Raw genomic sequence first — 23,728 nt, 5'->3', positions numbered from 1 at the left:
ATTGGTGGGTCGTGCAGGATTCGAACCTGCGACCAATTGATTAAAAGTCAACTGCTCTACCAACTGAGCTAACGACCCGAGTGGTGGGTGATGACGGGATCGAACCGCCGACCCCCTCCTTGTAAGGGAGGTGCTCTCCCAGCTGAGCTAATCACCCGATACTACGCTGGTAAGATGTTTCCATCTTTAAAGTGGTGGGTCGTGCAGGATTCGAACCTGCGACCAATTGATTAAAAGTCAACTGCTCTACCAACTGAGCTAACGACCCACTTTTGCGCTGCTTTCGGTTTGTTTGATATCCCCTGGCAACGGCGGCATATATTACTGATTTCAGATTTCAGCGCAACAAAAATTTCGATGTAGATCACTCAACTGCTTAGGAATCGCACGACGAGACCAGAAATAACGCGATTTCTGGTCGCGTGGTGTGCATTACATCGCGTTAAGACGTTTTTGCGCTTGTTTTGCGCCATCAGTGCCAGGGTATTTACTGATAACCTGCTGATAAACCGCTTTGGCTTTTGCCGCGTCGCCTTTGTCCTGCATGATGACGCCGACTTTGTACATCGCGTCAGCCGCTTTTGGTGACTTCGGGTAGTTTTTGACTACCGAGGCAAAATAAAATGCGGCATCATCTTTTTTACCCTTGTTGTAATTCAACTGGCCGAGCCAGTAATTGGCATTCGGCTGATAAGTTGAGTCCGGGTATTTTTTGATGAAGTTCTGAAACGCCACAATCGCATCATCCTGGCGGGACTTATCCTGCACCAGAGCAATTGCCGCATTGTAATCGGTATTGGCGTCGCCGCTTTGTACCGGCGCACCTGACGTCGCCGCGCCCGCGCCAGGCGCAGGTGTTGCGGTTGCCGCCCCGCTTTGCTCGCCGCCCGCCGACGGCGTCGCTGCGCTACCGCTGCTCAGACTGTCCATCTGTAGCAGGATCTGCTTCTGTCGTTCAACAACCTGATTCAGCTGATACTGGCTTTCCTGGATTTGACCACGCAGGGAATCAATATCGGACTGATTATCAGAGAGTTGTTGCTGGAGTTGGGTTAAAAGCTGGCTGTGAGCATTCGAAATACGCTCGAGTTGAGTGACGCGGTCTTCGACCGAGCCTGAGCCGACACTACTGATTGGCGCCTGAGCAAAAGCGGCCCAGGGGGCCGCTATGCCAACCAGTAACGACAGACTCAACAGGTGATGTCTGAAGTTACTGCTCATGCAATTCTCTTAGTAAACCAGTACGGCGCGACGGTTTTTAGCGTAAGCCGCTTCGTCGTGACCCAGTACTGCGGGTTTTTCTTTACCGTAAGAAACGATGGAGATCTGGTCAGCAGAAACGCCTTTACCCTGCAAGTACATCTTAACAGCGTTAGCACGGCGTTCGCCCAGGGAGATGTTGTACTCAGGAGTACCACGTTCGTCCGCATGACCTTCTACGGTGACTTTGTAAGACGGGTTGCTACGCAGGAAGTTAGCGTGCGCATCCAGCATTGCCGCGAAGTCAGAACGGATATCGTACTTGTCCAGATCGAAGTAAACGATGTTGTTCTGCTGCAATTGCTGCATCTGCAAACGCGCTTGCTCTTCAGAAGACATGTTGCCGCTGCCGTTCGCATCCATACCAGTGCCTGCACCCAGCATGCCTTCGCTGCCGTCATTGCTGGCGTTCTTGTTGGAAGAACATGCAGCAATTGCCATAACAGGCAGAGCGATCATCAGCCCTTTCAGCACTTTGTTCAGTTGCATTTCAATGATTCCTTTACTAATCAATTAATTATTATCACAGATACGGCGACCAGGCAGGGAATTTAACCTGACCATCGGTTGCCGGAAGACGCGCCTTGAAACGCCCATCTGTAGAAACCAAATTCAGCACGGATCCCATCCCCTGAGAAGAGCTGTAGATTACCATAGTGCCGTTAGGTGCCAGACTTGGCGTTTCATCCAGGAACGTTGACGACAGAACCTGTACGCCACCCGCTACCAGATCTTGTTTGGCAATGTGCTGCTGACCATTCGCCGAGCTTACCATTACCATAAATTTACCGTCGCTGCTCACATCCGCATCCTGGTTTTGCGAACCTTCCCAGGTGATACGCTGCGGAGCACCGCCGTTCACGTTAACTTTATACACCTGCGGACGACCGGCCTGGTCAGAGGTAAAGGCCAGGTTCTGGCTGTCCGGGAACCACGTTGGTTCGGTGTTGTTGCTGCGACCATCCGTCACCTGACGAATCTGACCAGAACCAATGTCCATCACATACAGGTTCAGGCTACCGGTTTTAGACAACGCAAACGCCAGTTTGCTGCCATCCGGCGAGAACGCAGGCGCGCCGTTGTGACGCGGGAACGACGCAACCTGACGCACAGCCCCGTTAGCCAGCGTCTGGATAACCAGCGCGGAACGACCGCTTTCGAAGGTCACGTAGGCCAGTTTAGAGCCGTCAGGAGACCACGCCGGAGACATCAGCGGCTGCGGAGAACGGTGAACCACGAACTGGTTGTAGCCATCGTAGTCAGACACGCGCAACTCATACGGGAACTGGCCGCCGTTAGTCTGCACAACGTAAGCGATACGGGTGCGGAATGCGCCCTTGATGCCGGTCAGCTTCTCAAACACTTCATCACTTGCAGTATGGCCAGCATAACGCAGCCACTGCTTGTTCACTTTGTAAGAGTTCTGCGCCAGTACAGTACCCGGTGCGCCGCCAGTGTCAACCAGCTGATAAGCAACATTGTAGGAACCGTCAGGATTCGGAGTCACCTGGCCGACAACAACCGCATCAATACCCAGCGCAGACCATGCCGCCGGCTGAACTTCTTGCGCCGTACCCGGCTGCTGCGGCAGACGAGAACGATCCAACGGATTGAATTTACCGCTGTTGCGCAGGTCAGCGCCAACGATGCCGCCAATATCTTCAGGCGCAGCTCCCGGCCCTGCCCACTGGAATGGCACAACGCCAATCGGGCGCGCCGAGTCCACCCCCTGGGTGATCTCGATACGTACTTCTGCGTGCAGCACCGCTGCCCACAGCATTAAGAAACCAAATGCTACTCGTAATGCCTGCTTCATCATATCTCCCTTATCCGGGCGGAAAGCCCACGATAATTTAGCAGAATGTTAACAAACTCAAATACACAAAACTACCAGAACCCAGCGACTCCCGTAGCGTTTCTTTCCCCGCCGTGACGGGGAAAGTTTAGCTTACGGTTTAAAGTCCAGAGGTGCGTTTTTAAACACTTCGTATACCGCCTGGCTTGGTGGTTTTGGAATCTTCGCCTGTCGGGCCGCAGCAAGCGCTGCCTGACAAAGCGCGGGATCGCCACCTTCAGACTGAATATCCAGCAACAGGCCGTCTGGCGCCAGTTTTATACGCAGCGTACAGGTTTTACCTGCATAGGACGATGCGTCGTAAAACTTACTTTCAATGGCCGATTTAATCTGCCCGGCATAGTTGCTGATATCTGCGCCTGATGCGCCATTGTTTTTAGTATTACCACTCCCCGCAGGAGAAGCATTGCTTCCTGCCGCTCCGCCACCGTTTTTCGGCGCATTCTTACCGGAGCTTAAATCGCCCAACAGGTCATCGACGCCAGATGCGGCAGCGGCTTTTTCGGCTGCGGCTTTCTTCGCAGCAGCCGCTTTATCTGCCGCAGCTTTCTTATCGGCAGCAGCCTTCTCAGCAGCAGCTTTTTTTGCTGCTGCCGCTTTCTCAGCGGCGGCTTTGTCGGCGGCAGCTTTCTTCTCTGCGGCCGCTTTTTCAGCAGCAGCCTTTTCTGCTGCGGCTTTCTTCGCGGCCTCTGCCTGAGCCTGCTTAGCCGCCTCGGCTTCCGCTTTTTTCTTCGCGTCGGCGGCGGCTTTTGCCGCTTCAGCTTCGGCTTTCTTCTTCGCATCAGCAGCCGCTTTTACCGCTTCGGCTTCCGCTTTCTTCTGCGCTTCCGCCGCTGCTTTAGCCTGCGCGTCCGCTTTCGCTTTCGCATCCGCTGCGGCTTTCGCCGCCGCTTCTTCAGCCTGTTTCTGCTGCTCCTGCGCTTTCTTCGCGGCCGCTTCCGCTTGTTTCTGCTGTTCCGCCTGCTCGCGCGCCTGTTCCTGCGCGGCTAAACGTTCTTTCTCAAGTTGCTTCAGTCGTTCCTGTTCAGCCGCCTGCTTCTCGCGAAGCTCTTCAGCTTGCTGCTGCGCCTGTTTTTCACGCTGTTCCGCCGCACGCTTCGCGCTCGCCTGTTGCTGCTGCTGACGATCGTACTGCTGAACAACTGCGCCGGGATCGACCATGACGGCGTCGATGGAAGAACCACCGCCGCCCCCGGCTGAAGCCTCTATATGCTCATCGAACGAACTCCAGATCAGCACTGCAAATAAGATGACATGCAGTACCGCTGAAATAATTATCGCCCGTTTGAGCTTGTCGTTTTGTTCGGTTGCCTTTGACACTCTCGGTTCCCAAAAACTGTGCGCCTGTTACTTGCTATCTTTACGTCCCGGAGACGCAGAAGATCAGATAGGCTGCGTCATCAAGCCAACCGATTTCACGCCCGCACTGTGTAACAAGTTCAGCGCTTTAATTATTTCATCGTAAGGCACGTCTTTCGCGCCACCGATTAAGAAGACCGTTTTCGGATTGGACTCCAGGCGACTTTTCGCTTCGGCAATAACCTGCTCTGGCGGCAACTGATCCATCCTGTCTTTCTCAACCACCACGCTGTATTGCCCAATACCGGAAACTTCAATAATGACCGGCGGATCGTCATTGGTGCTGACGGCCTGCGACTCGGTCGCGTCCGGCAGATCGACTTCCACACTCTGGGTAATGATCGGCGCCGTCGCCATGAAAATCAGCAACAGCACCAACAGTACGTCGAGCAACGGTACAATGTTGATTTCGGACTTGAGATCGCGACGACCTCGTCCACGCGTTCTGGCCATGGCTTACCCCTTGTTGCTCTCGCTACTGGTAAACGCCTGACGGTGCAGAATGGCGGTGAACTCTTCCATAAAGTTGTCGTAATTCAGTTCCAGTTTGTTCACGCGCTGATTCAGGCGGTTGTAGGCCATAACCGCTGGAATCGCCGCAAACAGACCGATAGCCGTTGCAATCAGCGCTTCCGCGATACCCGGCGCCACCATTTGCAGCGTCGCCTGTTTCACCGCACCGAGGGCGATAAACGCGTGCATAATCCCCCATACCGTACCAAACAGACCAATATACGGACTGATGGAACCCACGGTGCCGAGGAAAGGAATGTGCGTCTCTAATGTTTCCAGCTCACGGTTCATGGAGATACGCATCGCACGAGACGCCCCCTCAACAACCGCTTCCGGCGCATGGTTGTTTGCACGATGCAGACGCACAAACTCTTTGAACCCGCTATAGAAGATTTGTTCCGAACCCGCGAGGCTATCACGACGCCCCTGGCTCTCCTGATACAGGCGAGACAGTTCGATTCCAGACCAGAATTTATCTTCGAACGCTTCCGCTTCGCGCGCCGCAGCGTTAAGAATACGAGTCCGCTGGATGATGATAGCCCAGGATGCGATTGAAAAACCAATCAAAATCAACATGATAAGTTTAACCAGAAGGCTTGCCTTCAGGAACAAATCAAGGATATTCATGTCAGTCACTGCTTAAACTCCGCGACAATAGACTTGGGAAGCGCACGAGGCTTCATTTTGAGTGGATCAACGCAAACAATCAGAACTTCCGCTTCGTTGAGCACGTTGTTCTCTGCGTTGACAATGCGTTGCGTGAAAACCAAAGAGGTGCCACGCATTGACGTAATTTCAGTTTGGACTTCGAGCATATCGTCGAGTCGCGCAGGCGCATAATATTCCAGCGTCATTTTACGCACCACGAAGGCAACCCGTTCAGCCAACAGCACCTGTTGACTGAAGTGATGATGACGCAGCATCTCTGTGCGTGCTCTTTCATAAAAAGCGACGTAACTGGCGTGGTAAACCACACCACCGGCGTCGGTATCCTCATAATAGACACGAACCGGCCATCGAAATATATTCACTGTACATCCCGGTAATGCAAAAAAAGTTAACGCTTTTAAACGTTGCTACTATACGCGCGCGGATGAGGCTTGGGAATGGGGGGAAGTTAAGGGAGAGTAAAAATTTATGGGCTTATGAAAACCCATAAATTTTTAAGGATACTTCTTATTCAAAAGAAGAAGAAAATCAGACCAACAATAAGCACGATATCAGCGAGCAGCGGGCAAAAGATCCCCTGCCAGTGAACGGCGCGAGGACGAAATCCTACGCCATGAATCACGCCCGTACAGACGGCCCACATCAGCAGAAAACCATGCCAGATTTCCAGCTCGCTTGTTTTCGCCGCGAAACGCGTCGGGTCCCAGAAGATGCAGCCTGCCAACACTAACGCCAGCATAAAGGAAAGCGCCCGTAATGGGCGCTTATCCATTACCGCATACAACGTTGCGATAATACTGGTCATTAGCTGTCTTCTTGTCCGGCTTTACCTGATTCTACGTGCTCAAGCGCCAGCGCAGTGATTATCCCAAATGCACAGGCAAGAAGCGTTCCCAGAATCCATGCGAAATACCACATTTTTAGCTCCTTACTTAGTACAGAGAGTGAGTGTTGCTTTCAATATGTTCTTTAGTGATGCGGCCGAACATTTTCCAGTAACACCAGCTGGTGTAGATCAGAATGATCGGTACAAACACCAACGCAACCCAGGTCATCAGGTTCAGCGTTCTCTGGCTGGAGGTCGCATCCCACATGGTCAGGCTCGCATTCATCATGGTGCTGGAAGGCATCACAAACGGGAACATTGCGATACCGGCAGTCAGGATGATGCAGGCCAGGGTCAGAGAAGAGAACAGGAACGCCCATGCTCCTTTCTCCATACGGGAGGTCAGGATAGTCAGCAGCGGCAGAACCACGCCCAGCGCCGGAACCAGCCACAGGATCGGCGTACTGTTGAAGTTCACCATCCACGCACCGGCTTCACGCGCGACTTCTTTGGTCAGCGGGTTAGATGCGGCGTGATGATCCATCGCGGAAGTCACGACATAACCATCAATACCGTAAACCACCCATACGCCCGCCAGCGCGAAGCACACCAGCGTAACCAGCGCGGCTACCTGTGCCGTCGTGCGGGAACGCAGGTGCAGCTCACCCACGGTACGCATTTGCAGATAGGTCGCGCCCTGGGTAATGATCATCCCGACGCTGACGATACCTGCCAGCAGGCCAAACGGGTTCAGCAGCTGGAAGAAGTTACCGGTGTAGTACAGACGCAGATACTCGTCGATATGGAACGGTACGCCCTGCAACAGGTTGCCAAACGCCACGCCGATAACCAGCGGCGGCACAAAGCTCCCCACGAAGATGCCCCAGTCCCACATGTTGCGCCAGCGGGTGTCTTCAATCTTGGAACGGTAGTCAAAACCAACCGGACGGAAGAACAAGGACGCCAGCACGAGGATCATCGCCACATAGAAACCGGAAAACGCCGCAGCGTAAACCATCGGCCAGGCGGCGAACAGCGCGCCACCGGCGGTGATCAGCCACACCTGGTTACCGTCCCAGTGCGGGGCGATGGAGTTGATCATAATTCGACGCTCGGTGTCGTTACGACCGAGGAAACGGGTGAGCATGCCCACCCCCATGTCGAAGCCATCGGTAACCGCAAAACCGATCAGCAGAATGCCAACCAGCAGCCACCAGATAAAACGCAATACTTCATAATCGATCATTTGACGACTCCTGTCTTAGCGTGCCGACTGAGAGGCCACATTGGGCTGCTCAAAGTGATAGCGACCAGTTTTCAGGCTGCTTGGGCCACGGCGTGCAAACTTGAACATTAAGTACAGCTCCGCCACCAGGAACAGGGTATACAGGCCGCAAATCAGGATCATGGAGAACAGCAGGTCACCGACCGTCAGTGACGAGTTCGCCACGGCGGTTGGCAGCACCTCACCGATCGCCCACGGCTGACGACCATATTCGGCAACGAACCAGCCTGCTTCTACAGCAATCCACGGCAGCGGGATGCCGTACAGCGCCGCGCGCAGCAGCCATTTTTTCTCACCGATGCGGTTACGAATGACGCTCCAGAAGGAGAGCGCGATGATCGCCAGCAGCAGGAAGCCGCACGCAACCATGATACGGAACGCAAAGTACAGCGGCGCAACGCGTGGAATGGAGTCTTTGGTCGCCATCTCAATTTGCGCTTCGGTCGCGTCAGTGACGTTCGGCGTATAGCGTTTAAGCAGCAGACCGTAGCCCAGATCTTTCTTCACGTTATTGAACTGGTCGCGAACGGCCTGGTCGGTAGAACCGGCACGCAGTTCTTCCAGCAGCGCGTAGGCTTTCATCCCGCTACGGATACGTTCTTCATGCTGCACCATCAGGTCTTTCAGACCGATGACCGGCGTATCGACGGAGCGAGTCGCGATAATACCCAGCGCGTAAGGGATCTGGATAGCCAGTTTGTTTTCCTGCGTCTCCTGATCCGGGATACCGAACAGGGTGAAGGAAGCAGGCGCTGGCTGGGTTTCCCATTCCGCTTCAATCGCGGCGAGTTTGGTTTTCTGCACGTCGCCCATTTCGTAGCCAGATTCGTCACCCAGCACGATAACAGACAGCACAGCAGCCATACCGAAGCTGGCGGCGATAGCAAAGGAGCGTTTAGCGAACGCGATGTCGCGGCCTTTCAGCAGGTAGTAAGCACTGATACCGAGGATGAACATTGCACCGGTCACATAGCCAGACGCCACAGTGTGAACGAATTTCACCTGCGCAACCGGGTTAAGCACCAGTTCGGAGAAGCTCACCATCTCCATACGCATGGTTTCGAAGTTGAAATCCGATGCGATAGGGTTCTGCATCCAGCCGTTCGCCACAAGTATCCACAGCGCAGACAGGTTGGAACCCAGCGCCACCAGCCAGGTAACACACATATGCTGGACTTTGCCCAGACGGTCCCAGCCAAAGAAGAACAGACCTACAAAGGTGGATTCGAGGAAGAAGGCCATCAAACCTTCGATTGCCAGCGGCGCACCGAAGATATCCCCTACATAGTGGGAATAGTAAGACCAGTTAGTCCCGAACTGGAACTCCATGGTCAGACCGGTAGCCACACCCAGAGCGAAGTTGATACCAAACAACTTGCCCCAGAACTTGGTCATATCTTTATAAATCTGTTTGCCGGAAAGGACGTATACCGTTTCCATAATGGCCAGCAGGAACGCCATACCGAGCGTCAGCGGCACAAACAGGAAGTGGTACATCGCGGTCAAGGCAAACTGTAAGCGCGACAGTTCGACTATATCTAACATCATGACTCCTTGCTCATCGCATGAAGACTCCGAGAGTGAACCCCGTTAGAAAGGGTCACACGCATGCCCCAATAAAATTTATTTGCTCCCCTTCACCGTTGCCGTTTCATCATCAGAGGAAACAGCAATGATAAAAAGTTACAAACATGTTAATAAAAAACCTAAATTGATCCCGCAAATATATTACGCCGTAAAATCCCTACAATAAACAGGTTTTTATTGAGTCAAATTTGCATTTTTCGACATTGATCAATTTATAGCTAATTTACCGGTTTCAGGCCAATTTGATCGGCGACAATTTATCGTGTTTTGACATCTTTTTCCAAGCATTAAACATTGATTTAAATCAAAAACACCAAAATTCGTTAACGGTGTATACAATGCGTAAACACAGTGAAAACAATGTTGCGCATATGTATCTCTGAAGGTGTTGGCGGTTATCTAATAGAAAGGTATATATAAAAAAACAGCATTTCATTTAACGTTATCATCGACGACATTCTTTTGCCGTCTGCAACTATTTAGCGTAGACGCTTCAGCGTAATTTTCCACAGGGTCAATTCGCCATGAAAATAATCACAAATATTTTACTTTTGAGCCCATTGAAATTAACACCGGATTGTTATTATTCCGTTAACAATAAAGCCACGCTAAGCGTGGCTTTAATCTGTTTGTCTGAGATTCAGGCAAGCGTGTAGCTAAACGTTCGGGACTGCCCCGGCAGAAAGAGGCCAGCCCCACTTGCGCCCTCTCCTTTCGCAGGGCACGCCTGTTCATCCATCATAGTCTCTGTACATGCGCTAACGGCTCTGCTAAAGGCAACGGTGGCATCACATGAGGTTGTTTCGGACGGATTGTACAGGCGCAGGATGACATCATCGCGATCCTCTGCTTTTTTCAGCGCGCTTAACAGGCAGCCCACCGGCGACATCGTTAACAGGCTGTAATGTTCCGGTACGCAAACATCGGCCTTGTTGAGTTTCATCGCATCCCAGGGAATTTTGTTATAGCACTGAACAGGCGTCAGCCACGCCTTCGCCTGTTGCGCGACACCGGCGCTAAAAGGCGTTCCGCTATAGCTGAACAGGCTAAACCGACTGCGCAGCATTCCGCGCATTTGTGAATCCGGCACCGCTATTTTGATGCCGGAAGGCCGCCCTGGCCGCAGCAGTAGATCCTCTTTCCCCAGCAGCCCCACCCCACGCAGGAGCGTTAAGGCGAACGTTTCCTTCCCTTCGCCGATAACTTCAAATTCACGTAATCCCTCCGTGAAAAGCGCAAGGCCATTTCTCTCTTCCTGAAGCGCCGCATAGTTCAGCATATTCCAGACCGGCACCGGCGCCTCTTTCCACCCCTCTTCCTGCCAGTTTTCCATTGCGCTGTCCTGTACCGGACGCGTCACTGCGCCAAACTGGGTGTCCGCCAGCACAACATCCGTCGTGAACGGCGTGGGGATTAACACCCGCACGCGGTGATCGTCAGCCTGATTATCCAGCGCCACCTCAACATCAATGCGTCTGCTGTTATGGCTCAGGGTGACGGCGATCTCCACGCCTAATGTTCCGTTGCGCTGCCGCGCGCTGCGTTCGGCAAGATTCGCCGGAACCGCCAGGGTATAGCGAATGACAACCCTGCTCTGCCACGCGTCATGAATCACTTCATATTCCGGTTTTGCCGTCGTCGAAGTAAGCAGCCACTCTTCTCTGGCGGGGGAGTAATCGTACTCATCGCCATCGTCTGACCCCTCTTCCAGCGCCAGTATGCGCTGATAACGCACGCCGCTGTCTTTATCGCGCAGGTTCAGCGTACCGTCATCATTCGCCGTAATCTGCCAGAACGCGTTCTCCAGCAGCGCGTCTGATGAAACCGTCGGGCTCACCACATTGCCCGCAGCGTTCGGTTCGATATAAAGCGTGCGATAGCCCATTGAAGGGATAATCTGCTGGATCTGGATATCAAATTCCATAAACGGCTCGTAGTTACCGTAATGCACAATCTGGCGGTCGATTAAACCGGGATCGATCTCCCGGGCATGGCGAATGCAATAAGGAATGGCGTTGCCCCGATCATCCCGCAGAGAGAACTGGCTGGCGCGCAGGCGTACCGTGGTGTTAATCACCTCTTCACGCGGCCACGGCATCAGGTTAAACAGCACCAGTTTGTCGGCATCGCTCTGCGGCATGTTGTCGGCGATTTTGCGCTGATAAAAACAGATCAGGTTGTCGGCCATATCCTCAGCCAGCTCGAAACGGGACGCAATTTCGCGGTGTACTTTGTCACTGCAACAGCAGCCGATGCTGTCGTGGGCGTGATTCTTCAGAATCTCTTTCCACATTTTCTCCAGCAGGCCGTGGTGATACTCAAACCCCAGCGTCCAGGCCAGCGTCGCCAGCGGCTCAAGAATGTTGACGATTTTGTTCTCAATGCGCGCATGGGCGATTTTGATGTCCATCCGCGTCGAACCAATGGTGCGATGAACGCGCATATATTTGCCATCAATAAACTCGCCTTTCAGCGTGGCAAGCTGCTCGCGGCGGGCTTCTATGTGTTCAAACACCTCTTCAAAGCGGCTCATCACAAACTTACGCTGCGGGTAGATTTCGCGCAGTTTATCCATTACCGCAAAGATATTTTGCTGCAACGGCATTTGATCGTGGCCATTCGGCAGCAAAATTTCTTTGGTCAGCGACGCGCGCTCCAGCACATCGAAGTAGCTGTCGAGACGTTTACGCAACCCGGCTTCGTCCTCCGGTAAGTACTTACCAATCGCGTAGCCCAGCGGCAGCACCTGCGCCGTCACTTCACTGCCATCCGCGCTTTGCCATAAAAACTCGGTTTTATCGGTGCCGTGGCGTTCCGAACAACCACGCCAGAACATGGCGCGGGTAATACCGAAACCGTTATAGATATGCGGAAGCTGCCCCGACATGCCGAACGAATCCGGCAGATAGCCAATTTTCATCGGTTCGCCAAACGCCAGGCAGTCGCGCATACCGTACATCAGATTACGCACGATCGACTCCCCGGATACCAGCGTGGTATCCGTTTGGGTATACCACGGGCCGATAATCAGTTTTCCGGCCTGCACCAGTTTTCTTACCCGCGCTTTATTTTCCGCTTTGACGGCGAAATAGTCCTCCAGCACCGCCGTCTGCCCGTCAAGGACATAGTATTTATACTCTGCATCCTGCTCCAGGCGGGTCAGGATCTCCTCCATATTGTTGACCAGCAAAATACGTGACGCTTCCGTGGTGAAATACCATTCACGATCCCAGTGCATGTGCGGCGTAATGTGAACGCGAGATACTGCTTTCATCTTCGTTTCCTGTTAGTTCGTTTATGGCAACACATTGTTAGTCAGATACTTGCCCTGCTTTACCGCATGACGACGCCAGAACAGCAGGATGGTGGTCGATATCGCTGTCCCCACTAACGCTGCGCCAAACCAGCCTGCGGCGGCGACGAAACCGCCGTATCCGGCGTCATGCAAAAGAAAGAGTGAAAAAATGCCTGCGCCCGGCGTCGAAAGACCAATGTTCATCGCGCCAACAATCGCGCCCGTCACCATTGACCCCAGAACAAAAGAACCGATAACCCGCAGCGGATCTTCAATCGCCATCGGGATTGCCCCTTCCGTAATGCCCGCCAGCCCCAGTAGCCAGGTCGACTTTCCTGTTTCGATCTCAAACTCTTTGAACAGCCTCGGCGCCAGCATCGTTGATGCCGTTACGGTGAAGGCGGACACCATTTTGACCGAGGCGAAAATGGCATACGGGCCGTAAACGCCGTTCGCCATCGCCCCAAGGCAGAACGCGTAAGACGCTTTATTGACCGGCCCGCCCAAATCGAAAGAACACATAAAGCCGAGAATCGCGCCAAGCAGCAGCGCATTGGCGCCGCTCAGCCCATTAAGCCAGGCGGTCAGCGCGTTGTTGATCCACGCAACGGGCTCGCCCACCACAAACAGCATCAGGCTGCCCGCGCCTAAGGTGCCGATGACCGGATACAGATAGAAGGTCAGGAAGCCGTTGAATTTGCTGCTCAGGCGAAGATGGTTTTTCACCCAGCGCATCAGATATCCGGCAATCAACCCCCCCGCGATCGCGCCGAGAAAGCCGGAGCCAATCATATTGGCGGCAAGGCCGGCGGCGAATCCGGGAGCCAGCGCGGGTTTATCCGCCAGCGAATAGGCGGTATAGGCGGCGAGCACCGGCACCATCAGGATGCCGAGCATCCCGCCGCCCAGCTTGCGGTACATCCACAGCCAGGAGTTCTCCTGATCGAAGAGATGCTGCAAGCCGAGCATTTGCGCCAGCAGCACCGACACGGCCAGTACGGTTCCCCCGGCGACAATCAGCGGCACGGCGAACGAGATGCCGCTCAACAGCGCCTGTTTTAACTCCGTTTTCAGACGCTTAGGCGCTGCCGTTTCCTGGTAAACCGCGCGATCGCCCTGCGCGGGTTCCAGCGCCAGCGCTTGTTGGATCAATGCTTCGGCGTGGCGGATAGGTTCGGCGACGGGCACCGACAGCGCAGGAATGCCCGCAAAGCGCTCACTCTCTTTTATCGCCACCTCTGCGGCGAAAATGCAGGCTTTTGCCGCGTTGAGCTGCTGAGCGGTAAGACGGCCTTCAATTCCGTTAGCGCCCTGCTTTTCCACATACACGTTCACGCCCAGTTTGCGTCCCGCTTTTTCCAGATACTCCGCCGCCATATAGGTGTGCGCAATTCCCGCCGGACACGCCGTTACGCAGACGATGGTCGGCGCATCCTGTAAGGGCTGAAAAGCGCTTTCCTGGTATTGGTCGTCCAGCGCCGACAGTAGCTCATCCGCCGTGGTCGCTGCCAGAATCCTCGCGCGGGTGTCATCATCCGCCAGTCGCGTGGTGAGTGCGGTCAGCAACTGCATATGGGTGCTTCCCGCTTCGCCTGGCGGAATGGCGAGCAGAAAAATCAGCGTCACCGCTTCCGGCCCGTCAACCCCTTCCCACATCATGGGTTCGCGCAGGGTGGCCACGGCAAATGCCGCTTCTTTAACCGCCAGCGTTTTACCATGCGGCACCGCCAGCCCTTCTCCCAACGCCGTTGGCCCCTGGCTTTCACGCAAAAAGACTTCTTCAAGGTAAGCATCGGAATCTGAAATTTTCCCCAGTTGCACAAGCCGCTGGGTTAACGCGTGAATAGCCTCTTCACGACTGCCAAACCGGGCGTTCAGGCATAACGCGTCGCGGTGGGTTAACGTCGTCAGGTTCATCATAGTCCTCACACTGTCATGGTATGTTTCAGAAATTGTGCCAGATGAAACAATACATTTATGTGATCATTTTCACTTACGCAAAATAATTTGTATTTAATTTGTATTATTTACAAGAGCTATTGATCGGGCATAATCAACGAAGTCGTATTAATTCATTCATACAAAAGTAAAAAGATGAGCCAAAAACCGTTATACCGACAGATTGCTGACCGAATCCGCGAGCAGATTGAACGTGGCGAACTGAAAGCAGGCGACGCGTTACCCACCGAGCAGGCATTGCAGCATGCGTTTGGCGTGAGCCGGGTCACGGTACGTCAGGCGCTCAAGCAACTGACCGAACAGCAGATCATCGAAAGCATTCAGGGCAGCGGGACCTATGTGAAAGAAGAGCGGGTCAATTACGATATCTACCAGCTAACCAGCTTTTACGAAAAACTCGCCGATCGCCATGTTGACACCCACAGTGACGTTTTGGTTTTTGAAGTGATCCCTGCGGACGACTTTCTGCGCAACCAGTTACAACTGGCGGAGAACAACCGGGTCTGGCACGTAAAACGCGTGCGTTACATTAAGCAAAAACCCGTCGCCCTCGAAGAGACATGGATGCCGCTGGCGCTCTTTCCCGACCTGACCTGGCAGGTGATGGAAAATTCCAAGTATCACTTTATTGAAGAGGTGAAGCAGATGGTCATTGATCGCAGCGAGCAGGAGCTGATCCCGATCATGCCAACCGAAGAAATGAGCCGCACGCTGGCGATCAGCGCAAACAAACCGATCCTGGAGAAAGTCTCTCGCGGATTTCTGAAAGACGGTCAGGTATTTGAATATAGCCGTAATGCGTTTAATACCGATGATTATAAATTTACGTTGATCGCGCGCAGAAAACAGCGCTGATCATGTTTTCTGTTCACGGTATTGTGACAATATGCTACCGGGCTCACAAATAATCCGCCCGGTAAGAAAGAACAAATTATTATCATATTTATCCTTTCATTAACAATGAACCGTGTTCCTATAGAAACATCCATTTCTGTTCCGTTATTTAACTCACAGTTTTGCCTTTGTATTATATTTATCTCTCAATAACCGTTTGCAAAAATAAATAAGACCGCGATCACAAACACAGCATATTATTTATTAACCCCCTGTTCCAATTAAATTAACCAGAGCTGGACAATCAATAATAACTCATTGATAACAAACACCCTTCCAATGGTTAATTAAGAACATTAGTTTTAAGAAAGATATTTTGAAAATAGATCAATTGCATCCCTTCCCGCCTGCACAGACACTCCATGACTATTAAAAGGTTGCAGAAACCTGAGTGCGCAATATTAAACGAAGACTCTTACCTTTTGTTCATCAGCTCTACAGAGGATTACTCATGAAAAAATCAACACTTGTTATTGGCGTCATTGGTGCTGACTGCCATGCAGTAGGCAATAAAGTTTTGGATCGCGTTTTTACTGCCCATGATTTTCGCGTAATCAATCTGGGGGTCATGGTAAGCCAGGATGAATATATTGATGCCGCAATCGAAACCGGCGCCGATGCGATTGTCGTGTCATCCATTTACGGCCACGGCGATATCGACTGCCTCGGTTTACGTGAACGCTGCATCGAACGCGGTATTGGTGACATTCTGCTCTATGTCGGCGGCAATCTGGTGGTGGGTAAACATGACTTTGCCGACGTGGAAGCGAAGTTTAAAGAGATGGGCTTTAACCGCGTCTTTGCGCCAAGTCATGATCTGGAAGATGTGTGCCGGTTAATGGCCGGGGACATTAACCCGCGTCATGGTGTTGAACAGCGCTGCCTTGAAGAGGCCATCTGATGCAAATCGTCTCTGTCGATATCGGCTCGACATGGACCAAAGCCGCCCTCTTCGCCAGGGAGGGGGATGCGTTAACCCTGGTGAACCATGTCCTGACGCCAACCACCACATACCATCTGGCAGACGGTTTTTTTGCCAGTCTGAATCAGGTGCTGAATGTCGCCGATGCTCGTCCGTTGCTGAAAAGCGGCGAAGTGCAGTTGAAATACTCCTCATCGGCAAAAGGCGGGCTCGCCGTCGCCGCTATGGGGCTGGTGCCGTCTATCACGCTGGAATCCGCAAAAGTTACTGCCCACTCAGCGGGGGCGAAGATCGCGCAATATTACGCGTATAAGCTCAACCGCCATGACATCCAGGCGTTAGAAAACTCGCCGCCGGACATCCTGCTGTTTACCGGCGGTACGGATGGCGGCGAAGAAAGCTACGGTCTGGCGAATGCGCGCGCGCTGGCGAACTCAAATCTGGATTGCGCGATTATTTATGCCGGAAACCGTGACATTCAGGATGAGGTACAGGCCATTCTGGGGCATAAAGATCTGACCACGGTAGACAACATTCTGCCCGACCTCGATCACCCGAATCCGTATGCCGCCCGCCAGGCCATTTGCGATCTGTTCCTGTCCCGCATCGTGAAAGGCAAAGGGCTGGACGTGATTGTTGGCGAAACCGGCGAAGAGCCGATGCCAACGCCGTGGACCGTCTACGAGCTGGTTAAAGCCATCAGCGACATCGACAGCGCATGGAAAGAGTTCATGCTGATCGATATGGGCGGCGCCACCACCGACGTGTACTCCGCCTGCGCCAATATGCTCTCTCCCGATACCGTGCTGCATGGCGTGCCGGAACCGTTCGTCAAACGCACCGTTGAAGGCGATCTCGGGATGCGCGTCTCTGCCCTTGTGGTCGGAGAAAGCACCCAGGAGATGGTAAACGTCGTGTTTGCCCAACAGCCTGAGCGTCAGGAGGCGTTCTACGGCTATCTGCGCCACCTGGTTTCCCACCCCGATTACCTCCCCCGCAGCGACGAAGAGAAATTCTTCGACGCCCTGCTGGCTGGGCTGTGCGTGGGTTATGCCAGCGAACGTCACGCGGGCACCAAAAAGCAGGTCTGCACCTGCGTGGGCAACGTCGACTTACAGATGGGGCGCGACCTCACCACCGTTCGCAAAGTTGTCGGTTCCGGCGGATGGCTCTCCCGCGCCAGTCAGTTCGACATCCATCGCTGGTTGAAATACCGCGAGCTGGACGATGACGGCAAACGCATTCTCTTACCCGGGCAGTTTGACTATTACCGCGATTCAAAAGGCTTGCTTCCTCTGCTGGCGAACGTCGCCAGGCTGTACCCGCAGCTCGCCGCTCGCACCAGTATTCAATGTTTAACCCTATAAAACCTAAGGCAGCTACGAATGGAACTCCGAAATAAAAAATTAACCCATGACGAATTCATGACCGAGCGGCATCAGGTATTGCAAACCTGGCATACCGGCAAGGACGTCGAGAATTTTGAAGATGGCGTGAAGTATCAGCAAACCATTCCAGAGAAAAAACGCTTTTCTCACGCCCTGTTAAAAGCCGATCAGGAAGGCAAAACGCTCAGCCAGCCGCGCGCGGGCGTGGCGCTGATGGATGAACACATCACGCTGCTCAAAACGTTGCAGGAAGAGTGCGATCTGCTTCCCAGCACCATCGATGCCTATACCCGTCTGAACCGTTACGAAGAAGCGGCGATCGGTATTCAAAAATCCATCGAAGCAGGCACCTCTAAGCTGAACGGCCTGCCGGTTGTCAACCACGGCGTTGCTGCCTGCCGCCGGATGACGGAAGCGCTGGAAAAACCCATTCAGGTTCGTCACGGTACGCCGGATGCGCGACTGCTGGCGGAAATCGCGATGGCCAGCGGCTTCACCAGCTACGAAGGCGGCGGCATCTCCTACAACATTCCTTACGCCAAGCGCGTCACGCTGGAAAAATCAATCCGCGACTGGCAGTACTGCGACCGTCTGATGGGAATGTATGAAGAGCACGGCATCCGCATTAACCGCGAGCCGTTCGGCCCGCTGACCGGCACGCTGATCCCGCCGTTTATGTCCCACGCGGTCGCCATCATCGAAGGTCTGCTGGCGCTGGAACAGGGCGTGAAGTCGATTACCGTCGGCTATGGCCAGGTGGGCAGCCTGACGCAGGATATCGCCGCCATTCAGTCACTGCGCGAACTGTCCCACGAATATTTCCAGAACTACGGCTTTGATGATTACGAACTGAGCACCGTCTTCCACCAGTGGATGGGCGGCTTCCCGGAAGATGAATCCAAAGCGTTCGCCATTATCTCCTGGGGCGCGGCAGTGGCGGGTATGTCCGGCGCGACCAAAGTGATCACCAAGAGTCCGCACGAAGCCTTCGGTATCCCAACGGCCGCCGCAAACGCCCAGGGGCTTAAAGCCTCTCGCCAGATGCTCAATATGGTCAGCGACCAGAAGTTCCCGCCGTGCGCGGCCGTGGAACAGGAAGTCGAACTGATTAAGTGCGAAGTCCGTGCGGTGCTGAAAAAAGTCTTTGAGCTGGGTAACGGCGATGTGGCGCGCGGCACGGTGCTGGCTTTTGAAGCTGGCGTGCTGGACGTCCCTTTCGCCCCGGCCTCCTGTAACGCAGGCAAAATCCTGCCGGTTCGCGATAACTCCGGCGCCATTCGCATCCTTGAAGCCGGTGCGGTTCCGCTGCCGAAAGATATCCTCGCCCTGCACCACGATTACGTCGCTGAGCGCGCCCATTTTGAAGGACGCAAGCCCTCATTCCAGATGGTTGTTGATGACATCAACGCGGTATCCCACAGTCAATTAATAGGAAGACCATAATGAAAATTAAACAGGCCCTTTTCACCGCTGGCTACTCCTCATTCTATTTCGACGATCAGCAGGCGATTAAAAACGGCGCGGGTCATGATGGATTCATTTATACCGGCGCGCCGGTCACGCCCGGCTTTACCTCTGTGCGTCAGGCGGGCGAGTGCATCTCGGTACAGCTGATTCTGGAAAATGGCGCGGTAGCGGTCGGTGACTGCGCCGCCGTGCAGTATTCCGGCGCTGGCGGTCGTGACCCGCTGTTCCTGGCGGAGCACTTTATTCCGTTCCTGAACGATCACATTAAACCGCTGCTGGAAGGTCGTGATGTCGATGCGTTCCTGCCGAACGCCCGCTTCTTCGACAAGCTGCGCATTGACGGCAATCTGCTGCACACCGCCGTGCGTTACGGCCTGTCGCAGGCGCTGCTCGACGCCACCGCGCTGGCGTCCGGTCGTCTGAAAGCAGAAGTGGTTTGCGATGAATGGCAGTTGCCGTGCGTCCCGGAAGCGATTCCGTTATTTGGTCAGAGTGGCGACGATCGCTATATCGCCGTCGATAAGATGATCCTCAAAGGCGTTGACGTGCTGCCGCATGCGCTGATCAACAACGTGGAAGAGAAACTGGGCTTTCAGGGCGAGAAACTGCGTGAGTATGTACGCTGGCTGTCCGATCGCATCCTGAGCCTGCGCACCAGCCCACGCTATCACCCGACGCTGCATATTGATGTCTACGGCACCATCGGCCTGATCTTCGATATGGACCCGGTACGCTGCGCGGAGTACATCGCCAGCCTGGAGAAAGAAGCGCAGGGTCTGCCGTTGTACATTGAAGGCCCGGTGGATGCCGGTAACAAACCGGATCAGATCCGTCTGCTGACCGCGATCACCAAAGAGCTGACCCGTCTCGGTTCCGGCGTGAAAATTGTCGCTGACGAATGGTGTAACACCTATCAGGACATCGTCGATTTCACTGACGCGGGCAGTTGCCACATGGTGCAGATCAAAACCCCGGATCTCGGCGGCATTCACAACATCGTTGACGCCGTGCTCTATTGCAACAAACACGGGATGGAAGCCTATCAGGGCGGCACCTGTAACGAAACCGAGATCAGCGCCCGCACCTGCGTACATGTCGCGCTGGCCGCGCGCCCGATGCGGATGCTGGTGAAACCGGGTATGGGCTTCGATGAAGGTCTCAACATCGTGTTTAACGAGATGAACCGTACCATCGCGCTGTTGCAGACAAAGGATTGAGAAATGGCACGCACATTTAAGATCTTATCGCCGACGGCCATTCTGGGCTATGGCTTCCCGGAAGAGAGCTTTCGCAAAGCGATGGAGGAGTCGCCGGATCTGATCGCCGTTGACGCCGGTTCCTCCGATCCTGGCCCCCACTACCTGGGGGCAGGGAAACCCTTTACCGACAGGGCGGGAGTGAAACGCGATCTGCGCTATATGATCACCGCAGGCGTAAAAAACGACATCCCGGTGGTGATCGGCACTGCCGGAGGCTCCGGCGCGGCGCCGCATCTGGAGTGGTGTCGCCAGATAATCCTTGAGATTGCTCAGGAAGAGAAACTGTCGTTCTCGATGGCGCTTATCCCGTCAGATGTTGATAAAGCGATCGTTCACCAGGCGCTGGATAACGGCAAAATCACCGCGCTGGATTTCGTCCCGGAACTGACCCACGACGCGATCGACCAAAGCACCTATATCGTCGCGCAAATGGGCATCGAACCTTTCCAGCGGGCGCTGAAAGCCGGTGCGCAGGTGGTGCTGGGCGGACGCGCTTACGATCCGGCCTGCTTCGCGGCGCTGCCGATCATGCAGGGCTTTGATGAAGGTCTGGCGCTGCACTGCGGCAAGATCCTTGAGTGCGCGGCCATCGCCGCGACGCCGGGTTCCGGTTCCGACTGCGCGATGGGGATCATTGACGATAACGGCTTTACGCTCAAAACGTTCAATCCAAAGCGCAAGTTCACCGAAACCTCTGCGGCGGCGCACACCCTGTATGAGAAATCCGATCCGTACTACCTGCCGGGGCCGGGCGGCGTGCTGAATCTGAAAGGGTGCAGCTTCAAAGCGGTCAACGAGGGCGAGGTCTACGTCAGCGGTTCCCGTCACGAAGAGACGCCGTACGCGCTGAAGCTGGAAGGCGCGCGTCAGGTGGGCTTCCGCTGTCTGACCATCGCCGGGACGCGCGACCCGATCATGATTGCCAGCATTGACACCATTCTCGAAGAGGTGAAGACCAGCGTGGCGCGTAACCTCTCGCTGAATGATGACAGCATCCGCATGACGTTCCACCTGTACGGTAAGAACGGGGTGATGGGCAATCACGAACCGATGCAGAGCGCCGGGCACGAACTGGGCATATTGCTCGACGTGGTCGCGCCGACGCAGGATATCGCCAACAGCGTCTGTTCGCTGGTGCGTTCCACCCTCCTGCACTATGGCTATGAAAACCGGATTGCGACGGCGGGCAACCTCGCCTTCCCGTTCTCGCCTTCCGACATTCAAAGCGGGCCAGTGTATGAGTTTTCAATCTATCACCTGATTGAAGCGAGCGACGCGCTGCAATTTGATTTCCACCTCGAACAGGTGACGCCGGAAGGAGTTCAGGCATGAAACACTCGATTTGCTCACTGGCGCAGGTGATTCGTTCCAAAAACGCCGGACCGTACGAACTGGTTTTAGATATTTTGTTTAAAACCCGGGAAGACTATCAGCGGGTAAAAGCATCGGAACAATTAACGCCGCAGCTTATTGCCCGTTTATATAACGTCGAGCCTGATTTTATTCATCGCATTGTCTGGTTTGATCCGGCAAATGCGGTAAAAATTGTCATGCCGCGCGATATTATTTCCGGCAACGTTGGTGACAATGATGTTTATGGCGCACAGCAACACGCGCCGCTATTAAGTATTACCTTCGACTTGTAGTCATAACAATACAACAACAGCCATCAGGATACAGGATTTTGCTGTATCACTGTTTTCCTGATTATTCATGCGGTTGGTCATAACAAGCGCGTGCCTGAGCGGTTGTCTGCGTTCGGGTATGCGCTGCCCTACACATTATTCTCCAACCATTATCCGATGGAGCAAACATGAAAAAAATAAGTTTAACCAAAATGATCATATTAGGCCTGATACTCGGCATGATTGCCGGGGTGGCCATTAATAATATGGCATCGGCTGAAACAGCAAAATCGTACGCCCAGGACATCTCTATTTTTACCACCATATTTTTGCGCATGGTAAAAATGATTATTGCCCCCCTGGTTATTTCAACGTTAGTGGTGGGGATCGCCAAAATGGGCGATGCCAAAACGCTGGGGCGTATATTCTCTAAAACCTTTTTCCTGTTTATTTGCGCCTCATTGTTGTCTATTGCGTTGGGTCTGGTCATCGTCAATATGTTCCAGCCAGGCGCAGGCATTAACTTTGTGGCACACGACGCAGGCGCGGTTGCCGCCGTGCAGTCTGAACCCTTCACGCTGAAAGTCTTTATCTCGCACGCCGTGCCCACCAGCATTATCGATGCGATGGCGCGCAACGAGATCCTGCAAATTGTGGTGTTCTCCATTTTCCTCGGTTGCAGCCTGGCCGCTGTTGGTGAAAAAGGCGCCGCCATTGTTAAAGTGCTCGACTCGCTGGTGCACGTCATGCTGAAGCTGACAGGTTACGTGATGCTGTTTGCGCCGCTGACCGTCTTTGCCGCCATCTCCGGTCTGATTGCTGAACGCGGTCTGGGCGTGATGGTCAGCGCCGGGATCTTCATGGGCGAGTTCTACCTGACGCTGGGGATGCTGTGGGCGATCCTGATTGGCCTGTCGACAATGATTGTCGGGCCGTGCATCAGTCGTCTGACCAAAGCAATCTTCGAACCCGCGCTGCTGGCCTTTACCACGTCCAGCTCGGAAGCGGCTTTCCCTGGTACGCTGGACAAACTGGAGAAGTTTGGCGTCTCTTCCAAGATTGCCAGCTTCGTACTGCCTATCGGTTACTCCTTTAACCTCGTCGGCTCAATGGCCTACTGCTCGTTTGCCACCGTGTTTATCGCCCAGGCGTGCAACATTGAACTGAGCATGGGCGAGCAGATCACCATGCTGCTGATTCTGATGCTGACCTCCAAAGGAATGGCAGGCGTGCCGCGTGCGTCAATGGTGGTTATCGCCGCCACTCTCAACCAGTTCAACATTCCAGAAGCCGGTCTGATCCTGCTGATGGGCGTCGATCCGTTCCTCGATATGGGCCGTTCTGCCACCAACGTGATGAGTAATGCGATGGGTGCGGCGATTGTCGGTCGTTGGGAAGGCGAGCACTTCGGCGCAGGCTGCCGTGGCAAAGCACCGGTCAAAACCCCGGAACAGGAGCGCCCGGCAACCGAACACTCAGAAGTGGCGATGTCCTGATACCACAGCGATGCCGGATGGCGCTAACGCTTATCCGGCCTACGGTTTGCGCATTGTTGTAGGCCGGAC

General features: G+C 54.0%; 21 protein-coding genes and 3 tRNA genes. 8 read left to right on the top strand and 16 right to left on the bottom strand.

All coding sequences use genetic code 11. The features are described from left to right. Nucleotides 1-2: 2 nt before the first annotated feature. The 16 genes from OGV50_RS21325 to mngA all read right to left on the bottom strand — a co-directional run bounded on the left by OGV50_RS21325 (nt 3) and on the right by mngA (nt 14,566). Nucleotides 3-78: transfer RNA gene (locus tag OGV50_RS21325), tRNA-Lys, on the bottom strand. Between the two features lie 3 nt (nt 79-81). Beyond that, a tRNA-Val gene (locus tag OGV50_RS21320) sits at nt 82-157 on the bottom strand. 35 nt (nt 158-192) lie between these two features. Continuing rightward, nucleotides 193-268, bottom strand: a tRNA-Lys gene (locus tag OGV50_RS21315). A 164-nt stretch (nt 269-432) separates the two neighbouring features. Next, entirely contained in the window at nt 433-1,221 is a 789-nt protein-coding gene (gene cpoB, locus OGV50_RS21310; RefSeq protein ID WP_012133241.1) for a cell division protein CpoB, read from the bottom strand. Between the two features lie 9 nt (nt 1,222-1,230). After that, nucleotides 1,231-1,749, bottom strand: a complete 519-nt coding sequence (gene pal / locus OGV50_RS21305) for a peptidoglycan-associated lipoprotein Pal (RefSeq protein WP_003022983.1) — start codon at nt 1,747-1,749, stop codon at nt 1,231-1,233. A gap of 34 nt (nt 1,750-1,783) precedes the next feature. Then, on the bottom strand, nt 1,784-3,076 hold the full coding sequence (tolB, locus tag OGV50_RS21300; protein WP_024130523.1) for a Tol-Pal system beta propeller repeat protein TolB: 1,293 nt from the start codon (nt 3,074-3,076) through the stop codon (nt 1,784-1,786). Nucleotides 3,077-3,208: 132 nt separating this feature from the next. Next, a complete protein-coding gene (gene tolA / locus OGV50_RS21295) occupies nt 3,209-4,435 on the bottom strand; it encodes a cell envelope integrity protein TolA (protein ID WP_200092165.1) in 1,227 nt (408 codons plus the stop codon). A 63-nt stretch (nt 4,436-4,498) separates the two neighbouring features. Further along, on the bottom strand, nt 4,499-4,927 hold the full coding sequence (tolR, locus tag OGV50_RS21290) for a colicin uptake protein TolR (RefSeq protein ID WP_012133245.1): 429 nt from the start codon (nt 4,925-4,927) through the stop codon (nt 4,499-4,501). A gap of 3 nt (nt 4,928-4,930) precedes the next feature. Beyond that, nucleotides 4,931-5,623: a Tol-Pal system protein TolQ gene (tolQ, locus tag OGV50_RS21285; RefSeq protein ID WP_024130524.1), complete on the bottom strand. Its 693-nt coding sequence runs from the start codon at nt 5,621-5,623 to the stop codon at nt 4,931-4,933. Next, on the bottom strand, nt 5,620-6,018 hold the full coding sequence (ybgC, locus tag OGV50_RS21280; RefSeq protein WP_012133247.1) for a tol-pal system-associated acyl-CoA thioesterase: 399 nt from the start codon (nt 6,016-6,018) through the stop codon (nt 5,620-5,622). The genes tolQ and ybgC overlap by 4 nt, the downstream gene beginning before the upstream one ends. A 149-nt stretch (nt 6,019-6,167) precedes the next feature. Further along, the gene (gene ybgE / locus OGV50_RS21275) at nt 6,168-6,461 is read right to left on the bottom strand and encodes a cyd operon protein YbgE (protein WP_012133248.1); all 294 of its coding nucleotides are present in this window, start codon (nt 6,459-6,461) and stop codon (nt 6,168-6,170) included. Beyond that, entirely contained in the window at nt 6,461-6,574 is a 114-nt protein-coding gene (cydX, locus tag OGV50_RS21270; protein WP_003022970.1) for a cytochrome bd-I oxidase subunit CydX, read from the bottom strand. Before cydX ends, ybgE begins: the two co-directional genes overlap by 1 nt. A gap of 14 nt (nt 6,575-6,588) precedes the next feature. Then, nucleotides 6,589-7,728, bottom strand: a complete 1,140-nt coding sequence (gene cydB, locus OGV50_RS21265) for a cytochrome d ubiquinol oxidase subunit II (protein WP_012133250.1) — start codon at nt 7,726-7,728, stop codon at nt 6,589-6,591. 15 nt (nt 7,729-7,743) lie between these two features. After that, nucleotides 7,744-9,312, bottom strand: a complete 1,569-nt coding sequence (cydA, locus tag OGV50_RS21260; protein WP_200092154.1) for a cytochrome ubiquinol oxidase subunit I — start codon at nt 9,310-9,312, stop codon at nt 7,744-7,746. A gap of 682 nt (nt 9,313-9,994) precedes the next feature. Then, complete coding sequence (gene mngB / locus OGV50_RS21255) at nt 9,995-12,628, bottom strand: mannosylglycerate hydrolase (RefSeq protein ID WP_200092142.1); 2,634 nt, start codon at nt 12,626-12,628, stop codon at nt 9,995-9,997. A gap of 21 nt (nt 12,629-12,649) precedes the next feature. After that, on the bottom strand, nt 12,650-14,566 hold the full coding sequence (mngA, locus tag OGV50_RS21250) for a PTS 2-O-a-mannosyl-D-glycerate transporter subunit IIABC (RefSeq protein WP_286488786.1): 1,917 nt from the start codon (nt 14,564-14,566) through the stop codon (nt 12,650-12,652). A gap of 177 nt (nt 14,567-14,743) precedes the next feature. On the opposite strand from mngA, the gene OGV50_RS21245 reads away from it, so the two are divergent. The 8 genes from OGV50_RS21245 to OGV50_RS21210 all read left to right on the top strand — a co-directional run bounded on the left by OGV50_RS21245 (nt 14,744) and on the right by OGV50_RS21210 (nt 23,659). Beyond that, nucleotides 14,744-15,463, top strand: a complete 720-nt coding sequence (locus tag OGV50_RS21245) for a GntR family transcriptional regulator (protein WP_049008346.1) — start codon at nt 14,744-14,746, stop codon at nt 15,461-15,463. Between the two features lie 490 nt (nt 15,464-15,953). Further along, entirely contained in the window at nt 15,954-16,403 is a 450-nt protein-coding gene (gene glmS, locus OGV50_RS21240) for a methylaspartate mutase subunit S (RefSeq protein ID WP_012133257.1), read from the top strand. Then, entirely contained in the window at nt 16,403-17,791 is a 1,389-nt protein-coding gene (gene glmL, locus OGV50_RS21235; RefSeq protein ID WP_200092133.1) for a methylaspartate mutase accessory protein GlmL, read from the top strand. The genes glmS and glmL overlap by 1 nt, the downstream gene beginning before the upstream one ends. Before the next feature lie 18 nt (nt 17,792-17,809). Continuing rightward, a complete protein-coding gene (locus OGV50_RS21230) occupies nt 17,810-19,255 on the top strand; it encodes a methylaspartate mutase subunit E (protein WP_286488746.1) in 1,446 nt (481 codons plus the stop codon). Further along, entirely contained in the window at nt 19,255-20,496 is a 1,242-nt protein-coding gene (locus OGV50_RS21225) for a methylaspartate ammonia-lyase (RefSeq protein WP_012133260.1), read from the top strand. The genes OGV50_RS21230 and OGV50_RS21225 overlap by 1 nt, the downstream gene beginning before the upstream one ends. Before the next feature lie 3 nt (nt 20,497-20,499). Next, nucleotides 20,500-21,870, top strand: coding sequence for an acyclic terpene utilization AtuA family protein (locus tag OGV50_RS21220; protein WP_047458076.1), 1,371 nt, complete (start codon nt 20,500-20,502; stop codon nt 21,868-21,870). Then, complete coding sequence (locus OGV50_RS21215) at nt 21,867-22,184, top strand: DUF4387 domain-containing protein (protein ID WP_012133262.1); 318 nt, start codon at nt 21,867-21,869, stop codon at nt 22,182-22,184. The genes OGV50_RS21220 and OGV50_RS21215 overlap by 4 nt, the downstream gene beginning before the upstream one ends. A gap of 167 nt (nt 22,185-22,351) precedes the next feature. After that, nucleotides 22,352-23,659 (top strand): dicarboxylate/amino acid:cation symporter, encoded by a 1,308-nt coding sequence (locus OGV50_RS21210; RefSeq protein WP_012133264.1) that lies wholly within the window; start codon nt 22,352-22,354, stop codon nt 23,657-23,659. Nucleotides 23,660-23,728: the final 69 nt, after the last annotated feature.

Source organism: Citrobacter sp. CK180 (assembly GCF_030333655.1).
Classification (GTDB): domain Bacteria; phylum Pseudomonadota; class Gammaproteobacteria; order Enterobacterales; family Enterobacteriaceae; genus Citrobacter_B; species Citrobacter_B koseri.
The sequence above is the reverse complement of the archived record's forward strand: the minus strand, read 5'-3'. Positions and strand labels throughout refer to the sequence as shown.